This is a genomic window from Mycobacterium sp. Aquia_216, assembly GCF_026723865.1.
In the GTDB taxonomy this organism is placed as follows: Bacteria; Actinomycetota; Actinomycetes; order Mycobacteriales; family Mycobacteriaceae; genus Mycobacterium.
On record NZ_CP113529.1, the window covers coordinates 2,162,251 to 2,184,123 of the forward strand.

General features: G+C 66.1%; 18 protein-coding genes. 15 read left to right on the plus strand and 3 right to left on the minus strand.

What is annotated here, in order from left to right:
- Nucleotides 1-6 precede the first annotated feature (6 nt).
- From ligA to OK015_RS10200, 4 genes are all read left to right on the plus strand, one after another.
- A complete protein-coding gene (gene ligA / locus OK015_RS10185; protein ID WP_268131137.1) occupies nucleotides 7-2,106 on the plus strand; it encodes an NAD-dependent DNA ligase LigA in 2,100 nt (699 codons plus the stop codon).
- A gap of 36 nt (nucleotides 2,107-2,142) precedes the next feature.
- On the plus strand, nucleotides 2,143-2,751 hold the full coding sequence (locus tag OK015_RS10190) for a TetR/AcrR family transcriptional regulator (protein ID WP_268132598.1): 609 nt from the start codon (nucleotides 2,143-2,145) through the stop codon (nucleotides 2,749-2,751).
- A gap of 169 nt (nucleotides 2,752-2,920) precedes the next feature.
- Nucleotides 2,921-3,352, plus strand: coding sequence for an MmpS family transport accessory protein (locus OK015_RS10195; RefSeq protein WP_268131139.1), 432 nt, complete (start codon nucleotides 2,921-2,923; stop codon nucleotides 3,350-3,352).
- Nucleotides 3,349-6,264, plus strand: a complete 2,916-nt coding sequence (locus OK015_RS10200; protein ID WP_268131141.1) for an MMPL/RND family transporter — start codon at nucleotides 3,349-3,351, stop codon at nucleotides 6,262-6,264. Before OK015_RS10195 ends, OK015_RS10200 begins: the two co-directional genes overlap by 4 nt.
- A 10-nt stretch (nucleotides 6,265-6,274) precedes the next feature.
- Here the strand turns inward: OK015_RS10200 and OK015_RS10205 are convergent, their stop codons facing one another.
- Nucleotides 6,275-6,931 carry an amino acid-binding protein gene (locus tag OK015_RS10205; protein WP_268131143.1) on the minus strand — a complete coding sequence of 219 codons (657 nt, stop codon included), beginning with the start codon at nucleotides 6,929-6,931 and terminating at the stop codon, nucleotides 6,275-6,277.
- 96 nt (nucleotides 6,932-7,027) lie between these two features.
- Here OK015_RS10205 and gatC point away from each other — a divergent pair, with 96 nt between their 5' ends.
- The 7 genes from gatC to gatB all read left to right on the plus strand — a co-directional run bounded on the left by gatC (nucleotide 7,028) and on the right by gatB (nucleotide 15,247).
- Complete coding sequence (gene gatC / locus OK015_RS10210; RefSeq protein ID WP_268131144.1) at nucleotides 7,028-7,339, plus strand: Asp-tRNA(Asn)/Glu-tRNA(Gln) amidotransferase subunit GatC; 312 nt, start codon at nucleotides 7,028-7,030, stop codon at nucleotides 7,337-7,339.
- An 8-nt stretch (nucleotides 7,340-7,347) separates the two neighbouring features.
- Nucleotides 7,348-8,835: an Asp-tRNA(Asn)/Glu-tRNA(Gln) amidotransferase subunit GatA gene (gene gatA, locus OK015_RS10215; RefSeq protein WP_268132600.1), complete on the plus strand. Its 1,488-nt coding sequence runs from the start codon at nucleotides 7,348-7,350 to the stop codon at nucleotides 8,833-8,835.
- Nucleotides 8,836-8,889: 54 nt separating this feature from the next.
- A complete protein-coding gene (locus tag OK015_RS10220) occupies nucleotides 8,890-9,921 on the plus strand; it encodes an ATP-dependent 6-phosphofructokinase (RefSeq protein WP_268131145.1) in 1,032 nt (343 codons plus the stop codon).
- Nucleotides 9,922-9,963: 42 nt separating this feature from the next.
- Nucleotides 9,964-10,944 (plus strand): helix-turn-helix domain-containing protein, encoded by a 981-nt coding sequence (locus tag OK015_RS10225; RefSeq protein ID WP_268131147.1) that lies wholly within the window; start codon nucleotides 9,964-9,966, stop codon nucleotides 10,942-10,944.
- Nucleotides 10,945-11,139: 195 nt separating this feature from the next.
- Nucleotides 11,140-12,693: a GMC family oxidoreductase gene (locus tag OK015_RS10230; RefSeq protein WP_442791289.1), complete on the plus strand. Its 1,554-nt coding sequence runs from the start codon at nucleotides 11,140-11,142 to the stop codon at nucleotides 12,691-12,693.
- Nucleotides 12,694-12,799: 106 nt separating this feature from the next.
- Nucleotides 12,800-13,669, plus strand: coding sequence for a MinD/ParA family ATP-binding protein (locus OK015_RS10235; protein ID WP_268131149.1), 870 nt, complete (start codon nucleotides 12,800-12,802; stop codon nucleotides 13,667-13,669).
- A gap of 60 nt (nucleotides 13,670-13,729) precedes the next feature.
- Nucleotides 13,730-15,247 carry an Asp-tRNA(Asn)/Glu-tRNA(Gln) amidotransferase subunit GatB gene (gene gatB, locus OK015_RS10240; protein ID WP_268131150.1) on the plus strand — a complete coding sequence of 506 codons (1,518 nt, stop codon included), beginning with the start codon at nucleotides 13,730-13,732 and terminating at the stop codon, nucleotides 15,245-15,247.
- A 35-nt stretch (nucleotides 15,248-15,282) separates the two neighbouring features.
- Here gatB and OK015_RS10245 read toward each other — a convergent pair whose 3' ends face one another.
- Nucleotides 15,283-16,404 carry a PQQ-dependent sugar dehydrogenase gene (locus OK015_RS10245; protein ID WP_268131152.1) on the minus strand — a complete coding sequence of 374 codons (1,122 nt, stop codon included), beginning with the start codon at nucleotides 16,402-16,404 and terminating at the stop codon, nucleotides 15,283-15,285.
- A gap of 243 nt (nucleotides 16,405-16,647) precedes the next feature.
- Between OK015_RS10245 and OK015_RS10250 the strand changes: the two genes are divergently transcribed.
- Entirely contained in the window at nucleotides 16,648-17,514 is an 867-nt protein-coding gene (locus OK015_RS10250) for a DoxX family protein (RefSeq protein WP_268131154.1), read from the plus strand.
- A 16-nt stretch (nucleotides 17,515-17,530) separates the two neighbouring features.
- On the opposite strand, the gene OK015_RS10255 is transcribed toward OK015_RS10250, so the two are convergent.
- Entirely contained in the window at nucleotides 17,531-17,887 is a 357-nt protein-coding gene (locus tag OK015_RS10255; protein ID WP_268132601.1) for a PH domain-containing protein, read from the minus strand.
- 362 nt (nucleotides 17,888-18,249) lie between these two features.
- Between OK015_RS10255 and OK015_RS10260 the strand changes: the two genes are divergently transcribed.
- The 3 genes from OK015_RS10260 to ilvC all read left to right on the plus strand — a co-directional run bounded on the left by OK015_RS10260 (nucleotide 18,250) and on the right by ilvC (nucleotide 21,771).
- Nucleotides 18,250-20,118 (plus strand): acetolactate synthase large subunit, encoded by a 1,869-nt coding sequence (locus tag OK015_RS10260; protein ID WP_268131155.1) that lies wholly within the window; start codon nucleotides 18,250-18,252, stop codon nucleotides 20,116-20,118.
- An 83-nt stretch (nucleotides 20,119-20,201) separates the two neighbouring features.
- Nucleotides 20,202-20,708, plus strand: a complete 507-nt coding sequence (ilvN, locus tag OK015_RS10265; protein WP_163789748.1) for an acetolactate synthase small subunit — start codon at nucleotides 20,202-20,204, stop codon at nucleotides 20,706-20,708.
- 61 nt (nucleotides 20,709-20,769) lie between these two features.
- Nucleotides 20,770-21,771 (plus strand): ketol-acid reductoisomerase, encoded by a 1,002-nt coding sequence (gene ilvC / locus OK015_RS10270; RefSeq protein ID WP_268132602.1) that lies wholly within the window; start codon nucleotides 20,770-20,772, stop codon nucleotides 21,769-21,771.
- Nucleotides 21,772-21,873: the final 102 nt, after the last annotated feature.

Here is a 21,873-nt window from a genome sequence, read left to right on the forward strand (position 1 = left end):
GCCAGGGTGAGTTCGCCAGAAGCTGACCCCACGGTGCCTGATTCCTTGGGGCCCCAGGTTCGCCGTCTTTGGCGCGAATTGGCCGACGAGGTGCGCGAACATCAGTTCCGCTACTACGTGCGCGATGCGCCGATCATCTCCGATGCCGATTTCGACCAGCTGCTGCAGCGGCTGGCCGCGCTCGAGGAGCAGCATCCCGAGCTGCGCACCCCGGATTCGCCGACTCAGCTGGTCGGCGGTGCGGGGTTTGCCACCGATTTCACCTCGGCCGAGCACCTGGAACGGATGCTGTCTCTGGACAACGTGTTCAGCACCGAGGAATTCGACGTGTGGGCCGCGCGCATCCACGCGGAGGTCGGTAGCGACGTGCCCTACCTGTGTGAGCTCAAGATCGACGGCGTCGCGCTGGCTCTGGTCTATCGCGGTGGCCGGCTGGTGCGCGCCGCGACGCGGGGGGACGGCCGCGTCGGCGAGGACGTGACGAACAACGCGCGCACCATCGACGACGTCCCGGAACGGCTGACGGCCAGCGACGACTATCCGATCCCCGATGTCCTCGAGGTCCGCGGCGAGGTGTTCTTTCGGGTCGCCGACTTCGAGGCGCTCAATGCCGCGCTGGTCGAAGACGGCAAGGTGCCGTTTGCCAACCCGCGTAACAGCGCCGCAGGGTCGTTACGGCAGAAGGATCCCGCGGTGACCGCCCGCCGCAGGCTTCGGATGATCTGCCACGGGGTGGGACGCGCCGAGGGATTTCGGCCGGCCACGCTGCACGACGCCTACCTGGCGCTGGGTGCCTGGGGTCTGCCCGTCTCCGATCACACCACGCGCGTCCAGAACGCCGCCGATGCGCTGGAGCGGATCGCCTACTGGGGCGAGCACCGCCACGACGTCGATCATGAAATCGACGGTGTCGTAGTGAAAGTCGACGACGTAGCCCTGCAGCGCAGGCTGGGGTCGACCTCGCGAGCTCCGCGCTGGGCGATCGCGTACAAGTACCCGCCGCAAGAGGTGCAGACCAAGCTGCTCGACATCCGGGTGAACGTCGGGCGGACCGGGCGGGTGACTCCGTTTGCGGTCTTGACGCCCGTCAAGGTCGCCGGATCGACGGTCGGGATGGCCACGCTGCACAACGCCGCCGAGGTCAAGCGCAAGGGCGTGCTGATCGGCGACACCGTGGTGATCCGTAAGGCCGGCGACGTGATTCCCGAAGTGCTCGGCCCCATTGTCGACCTGCGCGACGACACCGAACGCGAATTCGTCATGCCCACCCACTGTCCCGAGTGCGGCACCCTGCTGGCTCCGGCCAAGGAGGGCGACGCCGACATCCGCTGCCCCAACTCCCGATCCTGCCCAGCGCAGTTGCGGGAGAGGGTGTTTCACGTCGCCGGCCGCGGTGCCTTCGACATCGAAGGTCTGGGCTACGAGGCCGCGACCGCGCTGTTGGCCGCCGAGGTGATCGCCGACGAGGGAGATCTGTTCACCCTCACCGAGGACGACCTGCTGCGCACCGAGCTGTTCACCACCAAGGCCGGCACGCTGTCGGCCAACGGGAAGCGGTTGCTGGCCAACCTCGACAAGGCCAAGGCCCAGCCGCTGTGGCGGGTGCTGGTGGCACTGTCGATCCGGCACGTCGGACCGACGGCCGCGCGCGCCCTGGCCACCGAGTTCGGCAGCCTCGAGGCGATCACCTCGGCGTCGACCGAGCAATTGGCCGCGGTCGAGGGCGTCGGGCCAACCATCGCCGCCGCGGTCACCGAATGGTTCACCGTCGACTGGCACCGCGCGATCGTCGACAAGTGGCAAGCGGCCGGCGTGCGGATGGCCGACGAGCGCGACGCCAGCGTGCCGCGCACGCTGGCGGGGTTGAGCATCGTGGTCACCGGCTCGCTGAACGGCTTTTCCCGCGACGACGCCAAGGAGGCCATCGTGTCCCGTGGCGGTAAGGCCGCGGGTTCGGTGTCGAAAAACACGGCCTACGTTGTCGCCGGCGACTCGCCGGGCTCGAAGTACGACAAAGCCGTGGAACTGGGCGTGCCGATCCTGGATGAAGACGGGTTTCGCCGGCTGCTCGACGAGGGCCCCGCCACCGACACCACAGCCGATTAACAGCGCAGTACTGGTCCGTACTGCCCTAGCGGATCTATCGTGGGCGCTATGACCCAGACGGCCGATCCCTGCACGGAGGCATCGCCATGGTCTCCGCGCGAGGCCGAACTGCTGGCCGTCACCCTGCGGTTGTTGCAAGAACACGGCTATGACCAGCTGACGATCGACGCGGTCGCCAGCGCTGCCCACGCCAGCAAGGCCACGGTGTACCGGCGTTGGCCCTCGAAGACCGAATTGGTGCTGGCCGCCTTCATCGAGGGGGTCCGCCAGGTCGCGGTCATGCCGAACACCGGCACCCTGCGCGGCGATTTGATCAGTCTCGGAGAAGTCTGCGGCGAGCACGGACGCGAGCACGCCAGCACCATCCGCGCGGTGATGGTCGAGGTGTCGCGGCACCCCGCCCTCAACGACGCGCTGCAGGAGCAATTCCTCAAGCAACGCAAGGCCATGATTCAGCACGTGCTGCAACAGGCCGTCGATCGCGGCGAGATCAGCCAAGAGGCCATCACCGATGAGCTCTGGGATCTGTTGCCCGGCTACCTGATCTTCCGGTCCATCATCCCGGACCGGCCGCCCACTCGTCAGACCGTGCAAGCCCTTGTCGACGGGTTCCTCATCCCCGGCCTCACCCGATTCAGCAAATAGCAGGCAAGCCGCACATGCCGAAAGATGTGTACGGGCGCGTCTCTTGTCCAGTACGGTCCAGTACCGTACTGTGATATCCGTCGATCGCGTTCGCGCGAGACAAGTGTCGAAGTCATAGAGTGATCGAGAACGCCGACCATCGAAAGGCCGACGGGTGAAGGCGACTTCAATGTCCACCGTGCTCAGGCAGGGGTGGATGGTGTTGGTCGCGGTGCTCGTCGTTGCGGTCGCGGGCTTCGGAATCTATCGCCTGCACGGAATCTTCGGGTCGCACGACACCACGTCGGCCAATAGCGGCCTGGCCAACGAGATCGTTCCGTTCAACCCCAAGCAGGTAGTGCTCGACGTCTTCGGCGCACCGGGCGCGGTGGCGACGATCAACTATCTGGACGTCAACGCCCAGCCGCAGCAAGTCAAAGACGCGCCCCTGCCCTGGTCGTTCACGATCACCACGACGGAGCCGGCGGTCGTCGCCAACGTCGTGGCGCAAGGCAACGGAGACACCCTCGGTTGCCGGATCACCATCAACGGTGAGGTCAAAGACCAACGCACCGTCAACAAAGTCGACGCCTACACCTTCTGTCTGGATAAGTCGGGATGAGCAACCAAAGCAACGATCAGCAGACGCGGCCCAAGGTGGCGCGCACCATCCGCCGGCTCGCGCTGCCGATCCTGCTGTTCTGGGTGGCGCTGGCCGCCCTCACGAACATCGCGGTGCCGCAGCTCGAAGAGGTGGGGAAAACCCACAATGTGGCGCTGAACTCGCCCGATGCCCCGTCACTCAAGGCGATCAAGCGCATCGGCCAAGCGTTCCATGAGTTCGACACCGACAGCTCGGCCATGATCGTGCTGGAAGGCGACAAGCCGCTCGGTGCGGACGCCCACCGCTTCTACGACGAGATGATCCGCAAGCTCGAGCAGGACAAAAAACATGTCCAACATGTCCAGGACTACTGGGGCGACACTCTCACCGCGGCGGGGTCACAGAGCAGCGACGGTAAGGCCGCTTACGTTCAGGTGAACCTCGCCGGTAATCAGGGTTCGGCGTTGGCCAACGAGGGTGTGGGCGCCATCCGCGACATCATCGAACGCATGAAGCCGCCGTCGGGGGTCAAGGTCTACGTGACCGGTGCGGCGCCGCTGATCTCCGATCAATTCGACGTCGGCAGCAAGGGGACCGCTAAGGTCACCGCGATCACCATCGGGATGATCGCGGTGATGCTGTTCTTCGTCTATCGATCGGTGCTCACCACACTGCTGGTGCTGGCCACGGTCCTGATCGAAATGTCCGCCGCCCGAGGGCTTGTCGCGTTTCTAGGCAACGCCGGAGTCATCGGGTTGTCGACGTATGCGACGAATATCCTGACCCTGTTGGTGATCGCCGCCGGAACGGACTACGCGATATTTTTCGTGGGCCGCTACCAGGAAGCGCGCGGGACCGGTGAGGACCGGGAAAAGGCTTTCTACACCATGTATCACGGCACCACCCACATCGTGTTGGGCTCCGGGCTGACCGTAGCCGGCGCGGTGGCCTGTCTGAGTTTCACCCGGTTGCCCTACTTCCAAAGTCTGGGTATTCCGGCAGCTCTGGGGGTCCTGGTTGCGCTGTTCGCGGCGCTGACCCTCGGGCCCGCGATCCTCACGCTGGGCGCCAAGGTGGGCATCTTCGAACCCAAGCGGGCGATGAGAACCCGTGGCTGGCGGCGGATCGGCACCGCGATCGTCCGTTGGCCCGGCGCCGTTCTCGCGGCCGCATCCGCGCTGGCCCTGGTAGGCCTGATCGCCTTGCCCGGATACAAGACCAGTTACGACACCCGTCCGTACATGCCCGAAAGCGCACCGGCCAATGTCGGTTACACGGCCGCCGAAAAGCACTTCTCGCGGGCCCGGCTGGAGCCCGAGTTGCTGATGGTCGAGACGGATCACGACATGCGAAACCCGGAAAGCATGCTCATCCTGGACAAGGTGGCCAAGGCCGTGTTTCACGTTCCCGGGGTCGCGCAGGTGCAGACCATCACCAGGCCGTTGGGTACCCCGCTCGTCCACAGCTCGCTCGCGTTCGTGGTCAGCAATCAGAGCGCTGGCCAGCAACAAAACCTTCAGTACCAACGGGATCGGGCCGACGATGCCCTGAAACAGGCCAACGAACTGTCGAAGACGATCAACATCCTCAAACAGCAGTACGTGTTGCAGCAGCAGCTGGCCGGCACCACCCACGATGAGACGCAGAGCTTTCACGACACGCTCGCCACGATCCAAGACATTCGCGAAAAGATCGCGAACTTCGACGATTTCTTCCGGCCGATTCGCAGCTACTTCTATTGGGAGAAGCACTGCTACGACATTCCGGCGTGCTTCGCGTTCCGATCCCTCTTCGATGCGCTCGATGGAATCGACGAGCTCACCGATAAATTCCAAAGTCTCACGGCTTCGCTCGACAAGCTCGACGCGCTGCAGCCGAAGCTGACGGCGCTGATCCCGCCGCAGATCGACAGTCAACAGACCAACCGCGATCTGACTTTGGCGAATTACGCCACGCTGTCCGGCATTTACGCGCAGACCGCGGCCGCGATCGACAACGCGACGGCGCTGGGGCGAGCCTTCGACGCGGCCAAGAACGACGACACCTTCTACCTGCCGCCCGAGGTGTTCAGCAACCCCGACTTCATGCGCGGGCTGAAATTGTTCCTCTCGCCGGACGGCAAGGCCGCGCGCATGATCGTGACGCATGAAGGCGATCCCGCTACGACCCAAGGCATTTCGCACATCGATCCGATTGCGAAGGCCGCGCATGAGGCCTTGAAGGGTACGCCGATGGCGGACGCCGGGATCTATCTTGGCGGGACGGCGGCGACGTACAAGGACATCCAGGACGGCGCCAAGTATGACCTGTTGATCGTGGCATTCGCCGCGCTGAGCCTCATCCTGCTGATCATGATGATCATCACGCGCAGCCTGATCGCCGCGGTGGTCATCGTGGGCACGGTAGCCCTCTCGCTGGGCGCCTCGTTCGGGCTTTCAGTTCTGGTGTGGCAGTACCTGTTCGGCATTCAGTTGTATTGGGTCGTGCTCGCGCTGGCCGTAATCCTGCTGCTGGCGGTCGGATCCGACTACAACCTGCTGCTGATCTCCAGGTTCAAGGAAGAAATTCATGCCGGCCTCAATACCGGCATCATCCGGGCTATGGCCGGCTCCGGCTCGGTGGTCACCTCGGCCGGCATCGTCTTCGCCGTCACCATGTGCGCCTTCGTTTTCAGCGGTTTCCTGGTGCTCGGTCAGATCGGCACCACGATCGGCCTCGGCTTGCTCTTCGACACGCTGATCGTGCGCTCATTCATGACGCCTTCCATCGCACGGCTTCTCGGCCGCTGGTTCTGGTGGCCTCAGCTGGTGCGCCCGCGTCCGGCCAGCACCATGCTGCGGCCCTACGGCCCGCGTCCGGCGGTTCGTCAGCTGCTGCTGTGGGAAGACGACGACGCGGTGCTGGCCGGCTCGAATTCCGCGCCGCACTGATCCCGGCGGGTCAGCGCAGCATGGTGGCCACGATCCCGGCCAGGTAGCCGAGGCGGGCCACCTCCGAGGGCCGGAACTCTGGGCCGGGACGTCCCAGCACCACCGCGGTGTGCGCGTCGCCCAGCGGCGCGGCGACCATCGTGATGTCCATGTCGCGCCAGGCCTGCGGCACCCACTCGGCGGTGCCGTCCAGCGCCGCGGCCTCCTTGAGCGGCAGCCATGGAGCCGACACCGCGCGAGTCTCCGGCGCGCCGGGGCTGGCGGCGAGGCGCTGCAGCTCCCCGTCGGAACCGTGCAACACCGTGCACCAACTCACCCGCAGCACCCGGGGTGCCTCGTCGGCCAGCACTTGCAGTTGCGAATCCTTGCCGCGGGCCGCGGCGACATGGTCGAGAAGTTCCAGCTCGCGGTGCGCTTCCAGCAGGCCGGTGTGGGGACGGACGCTGTCCACCCGCACACCCTTCAGCGACTCGGCCGCGGTGATCAGCGTGTCGGGCATCGCTCCCGCGGGCAGTTCGATGACCAGGTCGTCGGTCGCATACCCGGCGCTGCGCTCCACGACGTCGAGCGACAGGATGTCGGCGCCCACCGAACCGAGCGCCACCGCCAGCGCGCCCAGGCTTCCCGGGCGGTCGACAAGCTCGATGCGCAACAGATACGACGGCACGCGCCCACTTTTGCACAGAGCCGCGCACAAGGCATTTCCGCACGGCGCAGCGCCGGCTTCACGTTCGCGCCCGGCGCCCGGTTAGGCTTTTCGCTCGTGTCCCAGATCTCCCGCGACGAGGTAGCGCACCTCGCCAGGCTGTCCCGGCTGGCGCTGACCGATACCGAGCTGGACAGCTTCGCCGGCCAACTCGACGCCATCCTGACCCACGTCAGCCAGATCCAGGCGGTCGACGTCACCGGGGTCGAAGCGACCGACAACCCGCTCAGTGCCGTCTTGAAAGACGTCACTGGCACCCGGCCGGACGAGACGAGGCCGTGTCTGACGCAGCAGGAGGCGCTGGCCGCGGCACCCGAAGCCGTCGACGGCCGCTTCGCCGTCCCGCAGATCCTGGGGGACGGCGAGTGAACGCGCCACTGAACGACATCATCCGATCGGACGCCGCGACGCTGGCCGCCAAGGTCGCCGCCAAGGAGCTGTCGTCGGTCGAGATCACCCGGGCCTGCCTGGACCGGATCGCGGCGACCGACGACCGGTACAGCGCCTTTCTGCACGTCGCGGCCGACGAGGCGCTGTCGGCGGCGGCCGCGGTCGATGAGGCGGTGGCGGCCGGGGAGCGGTTGCCCTCGGCGCTGGCCGGGGTTCCGCTGGCGCTCAAGGACGTGTTCACCACCGTCGACATGCCCACCACCTGCGGATCCAAGATCCTCGAGGGTTGGCGTTCGCCGTACGACGCGACCGTTACCGCCCGGCTGCGCGCGGCCGGCATCCCGATCCTGGGCAAGACCAACATGGATGAGTTCGCGATGGGCTCGTCGACGGAGAACTCGGCCTTCGGCCCCACCCGTAACCCGTGGGACCTCGAGCGGGTGCCCGGTGGCTCCGGTGGTGGCAGCGCGGCGGCACTGGCCGCTTTCCAGGCGCCGCTGGCCATCGGCACCGACACCGGGGGCTCCATCCGTCAGCCCGCCGCGCTGACCGCGACCGTCGGGGTCAAGCCCACCTACGGCACGGTGTCCCGCTACGGCCTGGTGGCCTGCGCGTCGTCCCTGGATCAGGGCGGGCCCTGCGCACGCACCGTGCTCGACACCGCGCTGCTGCACCAGGTGATCGCCGGGCATGACCAGATGGACTCCACCTCCATCGATGCCGCGGTACCCGACGTGGTCGGTGCCGCCAAGGCCGGCGCGCGAGGCGACCTGCGCGGCGTGCGGGTCGGCGTGGTCCGGCAGCTGCGCGGCGAGGGCTACCAGCCGGGAGTGCTGGCGTCGTTCGAGGACGCGGTGCGGCAGCTGACCGCCCTGGGTGCCGAGGTGAGCGAGGTCGATTGCCCGCACTTCGATCACGCGCTGCCGGCCTACTACCTGATCCTGCCCTCGGAGGTGTCGAGCAACCTGGCCCGCTTCGATGCGATGCGATACGGGCTGCGGGTCGGTGACGACGGCAGCCACAGCGCCGAGGAAGTGATGGCACTGACGCGGGCCGCGGGATTCGGTCCAGAAGTCAAGCGCCGCATCATGATTGGTGCCTATGCGCTGTCGGCGGGCTACTACGACGCCTACTACAACCAGGCGCAGAAAGTGCGCACCCTGATCGCCCGCGACCTCGACGAGGCGTACAAATCCGTCGACGTTCTGGTATCGCCGGCGACCCCCACCACCGCATTCCGGCTGGGGGAGAAGGTCGACGACCCGCTGGCCATGTACCTGTTCGACTTGTGCACGCTGCCGCTGAACCTGGCCGGCCATTGCGGGATGTCGGTTCCATCCGGGCTGTCCCCGGACGACCAGCTGCCGGTGGGCCTGCAGATCATGGCGCCGGCGCTGGCCGACGACCGCCTCTATCGCGTCGGGGCCGCATACGAAGCCGCGCGCGGACCGTTGCCGGCTGCACCGACCGTTTAGCCGCGCGGTGCCCCAAATCGCGCCGTTGACGGCGGGTGCGGGCAAGATGAACGGATGCGGATCGGAATTCTCACCGGCGGTGGCGACTGTCCGGGACTCAACGCCGTTATCCGGGCGGTGGTGCGCACCTGCGACGCTCGGTACGGCTCGTCGGTAGTCGGCTTCCAAGACGGGTGGCGCGGGTTGCTGGAGAACCGGCGCATACAGCTGCAGAACGACGATCGCAATGACCGACTGCTGGCCAAGGGCGGAACGGTGCTGGGCACCGCCCGCGTGCACCCGGACAAGCTGCGGGCCGGGCTGGACCAGATCAAGCAGACCCTGGACGACAACGGCATCGATGTGCTCATCCCGATCGGCGGTGAAGGCACGCTGACCGCCGCGCACTGGCTGTCGGACGAGAACGTGCCCGTGGTCGGGGTGCCGAAGACGATTGACAACGACATCGACTGCACGGACGTGACTTTCGGTCATGACACGGCGCTGACCGTGGCCACCGATGCCATCGACCGGTTACACAGCACCGCCGAATCCCACCAACGGGTGATGCTGGTGGAGGTGATGGGCCGCCACGCCGGCTGGATCGCGCTCAACGCCGGGCTGGCTTCCGGTGCACACATGACGCTGATCCCCGAGCAGCCCTTCGATATCGAAGACGTGTGCCGGTTGGTCAAACGCCGCTTCCAGCGGGGTGACTCGCACTTCATCTGCGTGGTGGCCGAGGGTGCCAAGCCGATCCCGGGATCGATCCCCCTGCGCGAGGGCGGGATTGACGAATTCGGCCACGAGAAATTCACCGGGATCGCCCAGCAGTTGGGTATAGCGGTGGAGAAGCGGATCAACAAGGAAGTTCGAGTGACCGTGCTCGGTCACGTCCAGCGGGGCGGTATCCCGACGGCCTACGACCGGGTCCTGGCCACCCGGTTCGGGGTCAACGCCGCCGACGCCGCGCATGCCGGCGAATACGGCCAGATGGTGTCGCTGCAGGGACAGGACATCGGCCGGGTGGCCCTGGCCGACGCGACCCGCCACCTCAAGCTGGTGCCCGACGCCCGCCACGACGAGGCGGCCGCGTTCTTCGGCTAACACCGGTGAACAAATTCCGCCGCGGAAACGTTGTCACCGATCATGACCGATAGCAAATTCGGGCGCCCGGGCGTAACAGAGCGCCTCGAGGCGTTTCACCAGCTTTTGGACGATATATTCGTCCCGGTCGCGCTGTCGATGGACGATGCCGCCTCGTTCTGGGCAAAGATGGACACGTCTAGCATCGGCACGGTGCGGCTCAACCGGCTGCAATTCAATGGCCGGGTGGTGTTGCGCCGAACGCCACGGCAGCTGCTGCGCGGCGCCCCTCGGCACTTCGAGCACCACAGTGCCGAGTATCTGAAGGTCGGCGTCCACATGGGAGGGCGCTGCGCAATCCGCCAAGACGGCCGCGAAGCAGACCTGTCGCCCGGCGATTACGTCATGTACGACACGACGCGGCCGTTCGAGTTCGCGGTCGACGGGAAATTCCAGATGTTCAGCGTGCTTCTTCCGCGCGAATTGGTGCGAATTCCGGCCGCACGGTTGGCGGGGCTCACGGCTCGCCGCTTCAACGGACGGGAGGGAATCGGCGCGTTGTTGGCTCCGTTCCTCGTCGAGCTGGGCAGGCAGGCCACCAAAACGCCCCAGGCGCCCAACATCCGGTTGGCCGACGCGGTTTTCGACATGCTGGAGGCTTCGTTCTGCGAGCAGCTGGCATGCGAGCGTCCGGCGGGTCGCAGTCACGTCCAACACGAGATGATGCTGGGCATACTCGCCTACATTGAACGACACCTCGACGACCCCGGCCTGGATGGGACGACGATCGCGACGGCGCACCACATTTCGATTCGCCAGCTGCAACGGATGTTCGAAGACGATGGTCACACCGTCACCGAGTGGATCAGGAACCGCAGGATCGAGCACTGCCGCAAAGACCTTGCGAACGCCGAACTGGCCACGGTACCGGTGAGTGTGATCGGTGCAAGGTGGGGTCTGGTCAATGCGGCGAATTTTTGTCGGCTGTTCAAAGCAGCGCACGGTCGATCGCCCCGGGAGTATCGCGTCTGGGCGTTGAGCTGAGGGCTGCGCAAGTCTGCAAGACCTTGGCGCGTACTGGCAAGACCTGCATCTCGATCAGGCCGATATTGGGTGTTAATAGCTAACAGCCCATGTCACGGAGGCGAAATGCAAGACACCGCGATCGAATTCGAGGCCAATCTCGAGTTCAACGTAGACGCCGCACTCGCGGAGCGGGTCGCCGCCAATCAGGCCAGGCTGACCGCGGCGCTGAAGCCACGGTACGACTTCATCGTGTGTGGTTCGGGTTCGTCGGGTTCGGTTGTCGCGCGAAGGCTGGCCGAGAATCCGGATGCCGACGTCCTGCTTGTCGAGGCCGGCGGCGACGACAACGTCGCCGATGTCATCGCACCGGGTCGATGGACCGCCAACTTCGGTTCCGAACGCGACTGGGGTTTCCGCGGCGAGCCGAACCCCAGCATCAACAACCGCTCGATTGCCTACACGATGGGCAAGGTCCTGGGAGGCAGCTCGAGCATCAACGTGATGGCCTGGATCCGAGGCCACCGCGACGATTGGAACCATTTCGCTACCGAGGCGGGCGATCCGGCGTGGGACTACGAGTCCGTCCTCGACATCTACCGCGACATCGAAGATTGGCACGGCACACCGGATCCGGCGTACCGCGGACGCGGGGGGCCGGTTTTCGTGCAGCCCCCACGGGATCCCCATCCGCTTGCCCTGGCGACGTTGGACGCCGCGAAGGCTACCGGCACAGCGGTGTACCCGTCGGCCAACGGGCGGTTGATGGAGGGCACTGCGGGCGCGGCGCTGGGAGATCTACGCATCCGAAATGGGCAGCGGGAGTCGGTATTTCGCTCCTACACCTTCCCGGTCATGGATCGGCCCAACCTCACCGTCCTCACCCATGCGCTCGTGCAGCGCGTCGTCGTCGAGGGCGGCAAAGCTGTCGGCGTGGAGATTCGTCATCAAGGAGCGAGCCGGCGCATCGATGCCGACGCGGAAGTCGTCTTGTCGCTGGGCGCGAACAACACCCCCAAGGTGCTGATGCTCTCCGGTATCGGCGACCACGACGAACTGAGCCGCGTCGGGATTCCGGTGCGTCAACACCTGGCCGGGGTGGGCCGCAACCTTCAGGATCACGTGGCCTTCGACTGCATGTGGGAATACCGCGAGCCACAGCCACCGCGAAACAATGCGGCCGAAGTCGTCGTCCTCGGCGAGACAGTGTCCGGGCTGACCCACCCCGATGTTTTCGCCTGGCAGGTCGAAGTGCCCTACGCCACCGACGAGACGGCGGCCCGGTTCGGCCTTCCCGCGGCCGGCTGGACGTTCCATGCCGCGCTGGCTCATCCGAAGAGCCGGGGCCGGGTACGGCTCGGCGGCCCCGACCCGACGGATCCGGTCCGCATCGAGGCCAACACGTTGTCCGATCCCGACGACGTGAAAAAAGCAATCGCCTGTGTGCAATGGTGCCGCGAAATCGCCAACAGTGCGCCGCTGCGGCCGTACGTGAAACGCGAGGTCATGCCCGGAAATCTGGGAGGAGCGGACCTGGAGGAGTTCGTCCGGGATGCGGCAACGACTTTTTTTCACCAGGTCGGTACGGCCAAAATGGGCCGCGACGCGACGTCCGTGGTCGACGGCAACCTCAAGGTCTACGGAGTCGAGAATCTCAGGGTGGCCGACGGCTCGATCATGCCGCAGATCACCGCTACCAACACGATGGCGCCGTGCGTGGTCATCGGGGAACGCGCTGCACAGATCCTCAGGCAAGCGCACCGGCTCTAGCGTGCGGAGAGCAACCACCGGGAGGCGGCGGCCACGGTGCCCGAGCCGGCGCGCCGACGCCGACGCGGCGGCGGGCAGGCCCGGCTGGCGAGAGGTGATCCACCGGGTGACCGGGGTCGATCTCGGCCCGGGCAAAGGCGTCGCATACGAGCAGGAACTGCGGAAACGCATCGGCGCCGCGATCGGCGGTGCGTTTCCGATCGCGGTGCTGAATGTCAAGGGCGGGGTCGGCAAGACCGCGGTGGTCGAGGCGCTCGGCTCGACATTTGCCGAGGCGCGTGGCGACCGGGTGATCGCCGTCGACATCGGCGCCGGCGACCTGGTGGACCGCCACGGACGCCGCAACCCGCTGAGCCTGGCCGACCTCGTCACGCGCGATTCGGTGACGAAGTACGCCGAGGTGCGGGCGCATACTCGTATGAACAGCTTCGGTTTGGAGGTGCTGGGCCTGCCCGACTATGGCCGCACCGAGTGGCGCCTGGAACGCCAGGATATCGTCAAGGCGGTTTCGATTCTGCGGCAACACTATTCGGTGGTGTTGGTGGACTGCGTCAAGGCGATCAACTCGAGCGTGATGGACGCTGTGCTGCCGGAGGCGCGAGCCCTCGTGGTCGTCAGCGGCACCTCGATCGACGCGGTAGCCAAGACCAGGACAACGCTGGAGTGGTTGTCCAACAACGGACATCGGCGGTTGCTGAAGTCGACGGTACTCGCCCTGAATTACACCGAGCCGGCCAAGCTCGACGGCGTGGTCACCAACGAATTCGAGTCGCTGTCTGCCCGCGTCCCCGCCACCGTGGTACTGCCCTTCGATCGGTATGTGCACAGGGGTAAAGAGCTCGGGCTGGACCGGTTGAGCAAGGAAAGCCGGCGCGGCTACCTGGAGATGGCGGCCGCGCTGGGCGACATGGCTGCCGGCAGGTCGGTGGGGCCCGACGCACCGCTGCGGTCCTGGCGCGAGTCCCGCTCGTCCTGATCGCTTGCGCTTGTGCCCGGCCCTGCGGTCGGCGGCGCCACCACCATTAAGATCGTTTCCATGACTGTTACTTCCGGGGCGGCCGAGCTGCTGGATTACGACGACGTCATCGCGCGTTTCGATCCGGTGCTCGGGCTGGAAGTACACGTCGAACTGTCCACCGCGACGAAGATGTTCTGCGGCTGCTCCACCACATTCGGTGCCGAGCCGAACACCCAGGTGTGCCCGGTGTGTCTGGGGTTGCCCGGCTCGCTGCCGGTGCTCAACCGGGCCGCGGTCGAGTCGGCGATCCGCATCGGGCTGGCACTCAATTGCGAGATCGTGCCGTGGTGCCGCTTCGCCCGCAAGAATTACTTCTACCCGGACATGCCGAAGAACTATCAGATCTCGCAGTATGACGAGCCGATCGCCATCAACGGCTACCTGGAAGCCCCGCTGGAAGACGGCACCACCTGGCGCGTCGAGATTGAACGCGCCCACATGGAAGAGGACACCGGCAAGCTCACCCACCTGGGCGGCGAGACCGGACGCATCCATGGGGCGACGACGTCGCTGATCGACTACAACCGCGCCGGCGTGCCGTTGATCGAAATCGTGACCAAGCCCATCGAGGGAGCCGGAGCGCGGGCACCGCAGATCGCCCGGGCCTACGTGACGGCTTTGCGAGACTTGTTGCGCGCGTTGGAAGTATCCGATGTCCGCATGGACCAGGGCTCGATGCGTTGCGACTCCAATGTCTCGCTGAAGCCGACCGGCGCGACCGAGTTCGGCACCCGGACCGAGACCAAGAACGTCAACTCGCTGAAAAGCGTCGAGGTCGCGGTGCGCTACGAAATGCGGCGTCAAGCGGCGGTACTGCTAGCCGGCGGCCGAATCACGCAGGAAACCAGGCACTTTCAGGAGGCTGATGGCTCCACCAGATCGGGCCGCGCCAAAGAAACGGCGCAGGACTACCGCTACTTTCCCGAGCCCGATCTGGAACCCGTCGCACCCAGCCGCGAGCTGGTTGAGCAGTTGCGTCAGACCATCCCCGAGCTTCCCTGGTTGAGCCGCAAGCGGATTCAAGAAGAGTGGGGTGTTTCCGACGAGGTCATGCGTGATCTCGTCAACGCCGGCGCGGTCGAATTGGTCACCGCGACCATCAAGCACGGCGCCTCCAGCACCCAAGCGCGCTCCTGGTGGGGAAACTTCTTGGTGCAGAAGGCCAATGAGGCGAACATCGAATTGGACGAGCTGGCCATCACACCCGCCCAGGTCGCCGCGGTGATCGTGCTGGTCGACGAGGGCAAGCTGTCCAACAAGCTGGCCCGCCAGGTCGTCGAAGGTGTGCTCGCCGGGGAGGGTGAACCCGAGCAGGTGATGGCCGCCCGCGGTTTGGCACTGGTGCGCGACGACTCGGTCACCCAGGCCGCCGTCGACGAAGCCCTGGCCGCCAATCCCGATGTGGCGGAAAAGATCCGCGGCGGCAAGGTGGCCGCGGCCGGTGCGATCGTGGGCGCGGTCATGAAGGCCACCCGCGGTCAGGCCGATGCGGCCCGGGTACGCGAACTGGTGCTGGCCGCCTGCGGGCAGTCCTAGCGCTCGTCAGCGGGCCGCGCCGGCCCGGAAGTCGTCTAAGCCTTGTCGTCGTTGTTGCGCGGGAAGCCGCCACCCTGCGGGAACAGCGGGAACACCACGTCGTCGAGCTTTTCGGCATCACCGGCGGTCTTGTTGATGGTGGCGCCCCAGATGTTTCCGTCCGGCGACATCCGCAGGGCCCACGCGTGGGCGTGCGTGTCCTTGCGGACGACCTCGGGTTCACCGGTGACCGCACCCGTGTTCGGCGCGAGTCGCACCGCCACCGTCGATTTGGTATTGACCAGGTTGACCATGATGGTCCCGTCCATCGCCGCGCATCCGGCCACTCCCGGCTTGTCGGGCCAGGTCCACACCGTGGAAACCTCTGAGGCTTTGGTGATGCGCTGCAACCGGTCCGCGGTCGGGGTGCGGTCGGCGACGTAGAGCGAACCGTCGACGGGATCGACGCACAGGCCGCCGCCCGAGCCGACGCCGGACAGCGCGGTCGTCGGCGGCGCCTGACCGACCGTCGTCGGCTGCTCGATGCGTAGCACCTTGCCGGCCAGCGATTTAGGGTCGGCGGCAGTGGCCGGGTTGCCCGCATCGCCGGTCAGCACCAGCAGCGTGGTCGGGCTGGTGAAGAGCAACGCCCCGGTGTTTCCGGTGGCGCCCTTGGGAATCCCGGTCAGGATGTCCTTGGGGATGTCGCCGTCGGCGATACGGATGACCCGGTTATCGGTGGGCGTGCTGATGTAGGCGTACATCAGCCGGTCTTGCGAGTAGGTGGGCGACAACACGATGTCCATCAACCCGCCGTCACCGGACCCGTCGACCGGGACGACCAATTTCACCTTGGGCTCCGCGCTGACCGAGATCTCCTTGACCGCGCCCGTGGTGCGCTCGGCGACCAGCGCGGTTTTGCTGTCGGGGCCCATGATCAGGCCGCTGGTGCTCTCCAGGCAGCCCTGCATCACCCCGGGTGCGGGGCAGGCCTTGGGAAACGGCGTCGGCGGCAGTGGCGGCGGCGGGGGCGGTGTCGAGCTCGGCTGGGGCTTGAGTTCCGGTGCGGTGGTGAAGGGCGCGGACGCGGCGTCGTTGAATCGGGCGCAGCCCGTCGCTACCAGCAGCACCGTGCAGAGCGCAGCGAGCCCGCACCGAACCGGCCACCCCAAACGCATGACCGACAGGCTACGGATAGTGTGGGCACCGGCGCCACAAGCGTGCGTGTGTGGGCATTCGGGGCCGGTCGCGGCGGCGTCTGCGGGCCGCCCGTTTTCTGCGTGCGTTTTCATCCGTTTGGGAAGCAGGCGAAGCACATTTGGGGCCAATCCGGGCCCATTTCGCGGTCCGGGCGTCAATTACCTGGCGAAAGCGCCGCTCAAATCCCCAATTCGGGCCTAAATGCCCTTACCCTGACTCCCGTGACCGGTCAATCGAATGACGCATCTTGGCAGCGGCCCGGCGAAGCTCCGGAGTCGGCCCCGGGACGCCCCGCCGCAGCGCGCTTGGTCGACCCCGAAGATGACCTGACTCCCGTCGGGTATCCGGGCGACTTCGGAACCACCACCGTCATCCCGTACCAAGACCCGAATGTGATCCCTTATCAAGACCCGAATCAGGCCGCCAGCCCCTCCGGGCCGTCGTACAACGTGCTCGACCAGCAGGAGCCGCTGCCGTATGTCCAGCCACACCCGGCGCCGCGGCATTTAGCGGCCGAACCCGCCGAGATCGATCCGAGCGAGGACTACGAACGGCAACGCGCGATCGGCCGGCGCGGCACCCAGAATCTCGGGTTGCTGGTGTTGCGGGTCGGCCTCGGCGTGGTGCTCGGCGCGCACGGGCTGCAGAAGCTGTTCGGCTGGTGGGGCGGTCAGGGTTTGGCCAGCTTCAAGAACTCGCTGTCCGACGCCGGTTACCAGCATGCCGACATCCTGTCCTACGTGAGCGCGGGCGGTGAGGTCGCCGCGGGCCTGCTGCTGGTGCTGGGGTTGTTCACCCCGGTGGCCGCGGCGGGCGCCCTGGCGTTCCTGATCAACGAGCTGCTGGTCAGCATCTCGGCGCGGCCGCACACCTTTTCCTACTTCCTGCCGCAGGGGCACGAGTACCAGATCACGCTGATCGTGCTCGCCGTCGCGATCATCCTGTCCGGGCCCGGCCGCTACGGCCTGGACGCCAACAGGGGATGGGCCCACCGGCCTTTCATCGGGTCGTTCGTGGCCCTGCTCGCCGGCATCGCGGCCGGCATCGCGGTGTGGGTGCTGCTCAACGGGGTCAATCCGATCGCCTGACTGCCGTTTCAGGCGTTCATCGGTAGGGATTGGGCACTCGCCCGGAGCTGGCCGCGGTCAGCTGCGGAAGTGTCGCAAACGTGACCGCCGGCAGGCGCAGCTCGGCTCCGCTCTTGAGCTTGGCGCGTGCCCAGGAACCTCGGTGGAAGCGCAGCCCGTCGATGTCGTCCCAGCCGACCGTCCGGCTCCCCAGCAGGGTTCGCACCGTCACGCCCCGGCTGTCGGCAACGGTGCGCAGCCGGATGATCAATGCGGACAACAGCACCGGGATCAGCAGCAGTGGGGTCGATGGTGCCCAGGCCAGCACCGGGATCAGCAACCCGAGGGCTAGAAATCCCACGGCGAGGTGCGCGATCGGTGAGATCTTGATCACTACGGGCGCGGGTGTCGGGGCAGCAGAGCCAGAAGCCACCCGCACATCATTTCACCCCGGCGTGGGTTGACGATTTCGTGCCGGCACCGGAGCCGCCGGCGCGGCGACGATTGGTCCCCGCCGCACCGGATTTGACGGTTGAGCAGTGCGAAGGCTACCGTCGAAAGCTATGGATACCACCGGAAAGCCCGGGATGCTCGTAGTAATTAGTCAGCGCGTTGGTGCGTGACTAATTCCTTCAGCATGTGAAGCGATCCGGCACCAACGCGCAACCCTCGATCAGCGAGAGCTGACGGGGGTTTTTTCTTGCGTATCAACGAAACTTCCACAGCCAAATCAGGACTAAGAGGACAATCACCACAGTGAGCGCACCCACCAGGCCACAGACACCCGAGTCGCAGGATGGCGACCACTGGGCGCCGGACACTGCGGAAGCCCCCGCAAAAGTTCCACCCAAGCAGGCGAAACATGTTGCACCGCACCAACTTACCGGCGCTCAGTCGGTAATCCGGTCGCTGGAGGAGCTCGACGTCGAGGTCATCTTCGGGATCCCGGGCGGCGCGGTGCTGCCGGTCTACGACCCGCTGTTCGACTCGAAAAAGCTGCGGCACGTGCTGGTTCGGCACGAGCAGGGCGCCGGTCACGCGGCAAGCGGTTATGCGCACGCCACCGGCAAGGTCGGCGTCATGATGGCCACCTCGGGTCCCGGCGCGACCAATCTGGTGACCCCCTTGGCCGATGCGCAGATGGACTCGATCCCTGTGGTCGCCGTCACGGGGCAGGTCGGCCGGGCGCTGATCGGGACCGACGCCTTCCAAGAGGCCGACATCTCGGGCATCACCATGCCGATCACCAAGCACAACTTCCTGGTCCGCTCCGGTGACGACATTCCCCGGGTGCTGGCCGAGGCGTTCCACATCGCCTCCTCCGGACGTCCCGGCGCGGTGCTCGTCGACATCCCGAAGGACGTGCTGCAGGGACAGTGCACGTTCAGCTGGCCGCCGCGGATGGATCTGCCCGGTTACAAGCCGAACATCAAGCCGCACAACCGACAGATCCGTGAGGCCGCCAAGCTGATCGCGCGGGCGCACAAACCGGTGCTCTACGTCGGCGGCGGCGTCATCCGCGGCGAGGCGACCGAGCAGCTGCGGGATTTGGCCGAGCTGACCGGGATCCCGGTGGTCACCACGTTGATGGCGCGCGGCGCCTTCCCGGACAGTCACCGGCAGAACCTGGGCATGCCGGGCATGCACGGCACGGTCGCCGCCGTGGCGGCGCTGCAGCGCAGCGATCTGCTGATCGCGCTGGGTACCCGCTTCGACGACCGGGTGACCGGGAAGCTCGATTCCTTTGCGCCCGAAGCCAAGGTCATCCACGCCGACATCGACCCGGCCGAGATCGGCAAAAACCGGGTCGCCGACGTGCCGATCGTGGGCGACGTCAAGGCCGTCATCACCGACCTCATCACGATGCTGCGTCAGTACGAAACCCCGGGCAAGATCGACATGACGGCCTGGTGGGCTTATCTGGACGAGGTGCAGTCCACCTATCCGCTGAGCTATGGCCCGCAGAGCGATGGCAGCCTGAGCCCGGAGTACGTGATCGAGCAGCTCGGCAAGATCGCCGGGCCCGACGCCGTCTACGTCGCCGGTGTGGGTCAGCACCAGATGTGGGCGGCCCAGTTCATCTCGTACGAGAAGCCGCGCACCTGGCTCAACTCCGGCGGCCTGGGCACCATGGGGTTCGCCATCCCGGCGGCCATGGGCGCCAAGGTCGCTCGCCCCGAGGCGGAGGTCTGGGCGATCGACGGCGACGGGTGCTTCCAGATGACCAACCAGGAGCTGGCCACCTGCGCGATCGAGGGCGTGCCGATCAAGGTGGCGCTGATCAACAACGGCAACCTGGGCATGGTGCGGCAGTGGCAGAGCCTGTTCTACGAGGAGCGCTACTCCCAGACCGACCTGGCCACGCACTCCCACCGCATCCCGGACTTCGTGAAGCTGGCCGAGGCGTTGGGTTGTGTCGGGATACGTTGCGAGCGTGAGGAAGACGTTGTCGACGTGATCAATCAGGCTCGCGCGATCAACGACCGTCCGGTCGTGATCGACTTCATCGTCGGCGCCGATGCCCAGGTGTGGCCGATGGTGGCCGCCGGGACCAGCAACGACGAGATTCAGCACGCCCGCGGAATCCGTCCGCTGTTCGACGACGAAACCGAAGGGCACGCCTGATGCGCGCCGGCGACGATGCAGTGGGGGCGCCCCCGGCCGCGGAGCGGCGAGTGGGACGTAGCGATGAGAAGGAGCGGCCCTGAATGTACGCCAAGACGCACACCCTGTCGGTGTTGGTCGAAGACAAGCCGGGTGTGCTCGCGCGCATCGCGGCACTGTTCTCGCGCCGTGGTTTCAACATCGAGTCGCTGGCTGTGGGGGCCACCGAGCAGAAGGACATGTCGCGGATGACCATCGTGGTTTCCGCCGAGGAGACTCCGCTCGAGCAGGTCACCAAGCAGCTCAACAAGCTGATCAATGTCATCAAAATCGTCGAGCAGGACGAGGACAACTCGGTGGCTCGCGAGTTGGCGCTGATCAAGGTGCGGGCCGATTCCGGTAGCCGCAGCCAGGTAATCGAAGCGGCAAACCTGTTCCGCGCCAAGGTAGTCGACGTATCCCTGGATTCGTTGACCGTCGAAGCGACCGGTACCCGCGGCAAGCTCGAGGCGCTGCTGCGAGTGCTGGAACCATTCGGTATCCGCGAGATCGTTCAATCGGGAGTGGTGTCGCTATCCCGCGGGCCGCGTGGAATCGGCACCGCCAAATAAGCGATACATATTCCAAAAGTCCAACGAGAAAGAGAGATTCACCGTGCCGGAAGCATTAGAGATGTTCTACGACGACGACGCAGATCTGTCGATCATCCAGGGCCGCAAGGTCGGCGTCATCGGATACGGCAGTCAGGGTCACGCGCACTCGCTGAGCCTGCGCGACTCCGGGGTCCAGGTGCGCGTCGGGCTCAAAGAGGGGTCGAAGTCGCGGCCCAAGGTGGAGGAGCAGGGTCTGCCCGTCGACACCCCGGCCGAGGTCGCCAAGTGGGCCGACGTCATCATGTTGCTGGCGCCGGACACCGCCCAGGCCGACATCTTCAAGAACGAGATCGAGCCGAACCTGAACGACGGTGACGCACTGTTTTTCGGTCACGGGCTCAACATCCACTTCGACCTGATCAAGCCGCCCGGCAATGTCACGATCGCGATGGTCGCCCCGAAGGGGCCCGGGCACCTGGTGCGCCGGCAGTTCGTCGACGGCAAGGGTGTGCCCGCGCTGATCGCCGTCGACCAGGACCCGACCGGCAAGGGCGAGGCGCTGGCACTGTCCTACGCCAAGGCCATCGGCGGCACCCGGGCCGGTGTCATCAAGACCACCTTCAAGGACGAGACCGAAACCGATCTGTTCGGTGAGCAGGCCGTATTGTGCGGTGGCACAGAGGAATTGGTGAAGACCGGTTTCGATGTGATGGTCGAGGCGGGCTACCCGCCGGAGATGGCGTACTTCGAGGTGCTGCACGAACTCAAGCTGATCGTCGACCTGATGTACGAGGGCGGCATCGCCCGGATGAACTACTCGGTGTCCGACACCGCGGAGTTCGGTGGCTACCTGTCGGGCCCACGGGTCATCGACGCCGGGACCAAGGACCGGATGCGCGACATCCTGCGCGACATCCAGAGTGGCGAGTTCACCAAGAAGCTCGTCGCCAACGTCGAGGGCGGCAACAAGCAGCTCGAGCAGTTGCGCAAGGAGAACGCCGAGCACCCGATCGAGGTCACCGGTAAGAAGCTGCGCGACCTGATGAGCTGGGTGGACCGCCCGATCACCGAGACGGCGTAGGGCTCATTTCGCCGAGATCATCACCGAGACGGCGTAGGGCTCATTTCGCCGAGATCGACGTTAGCGCGGCAATTTTCGGCGTGTCTTCGCGCTAATGTCGAT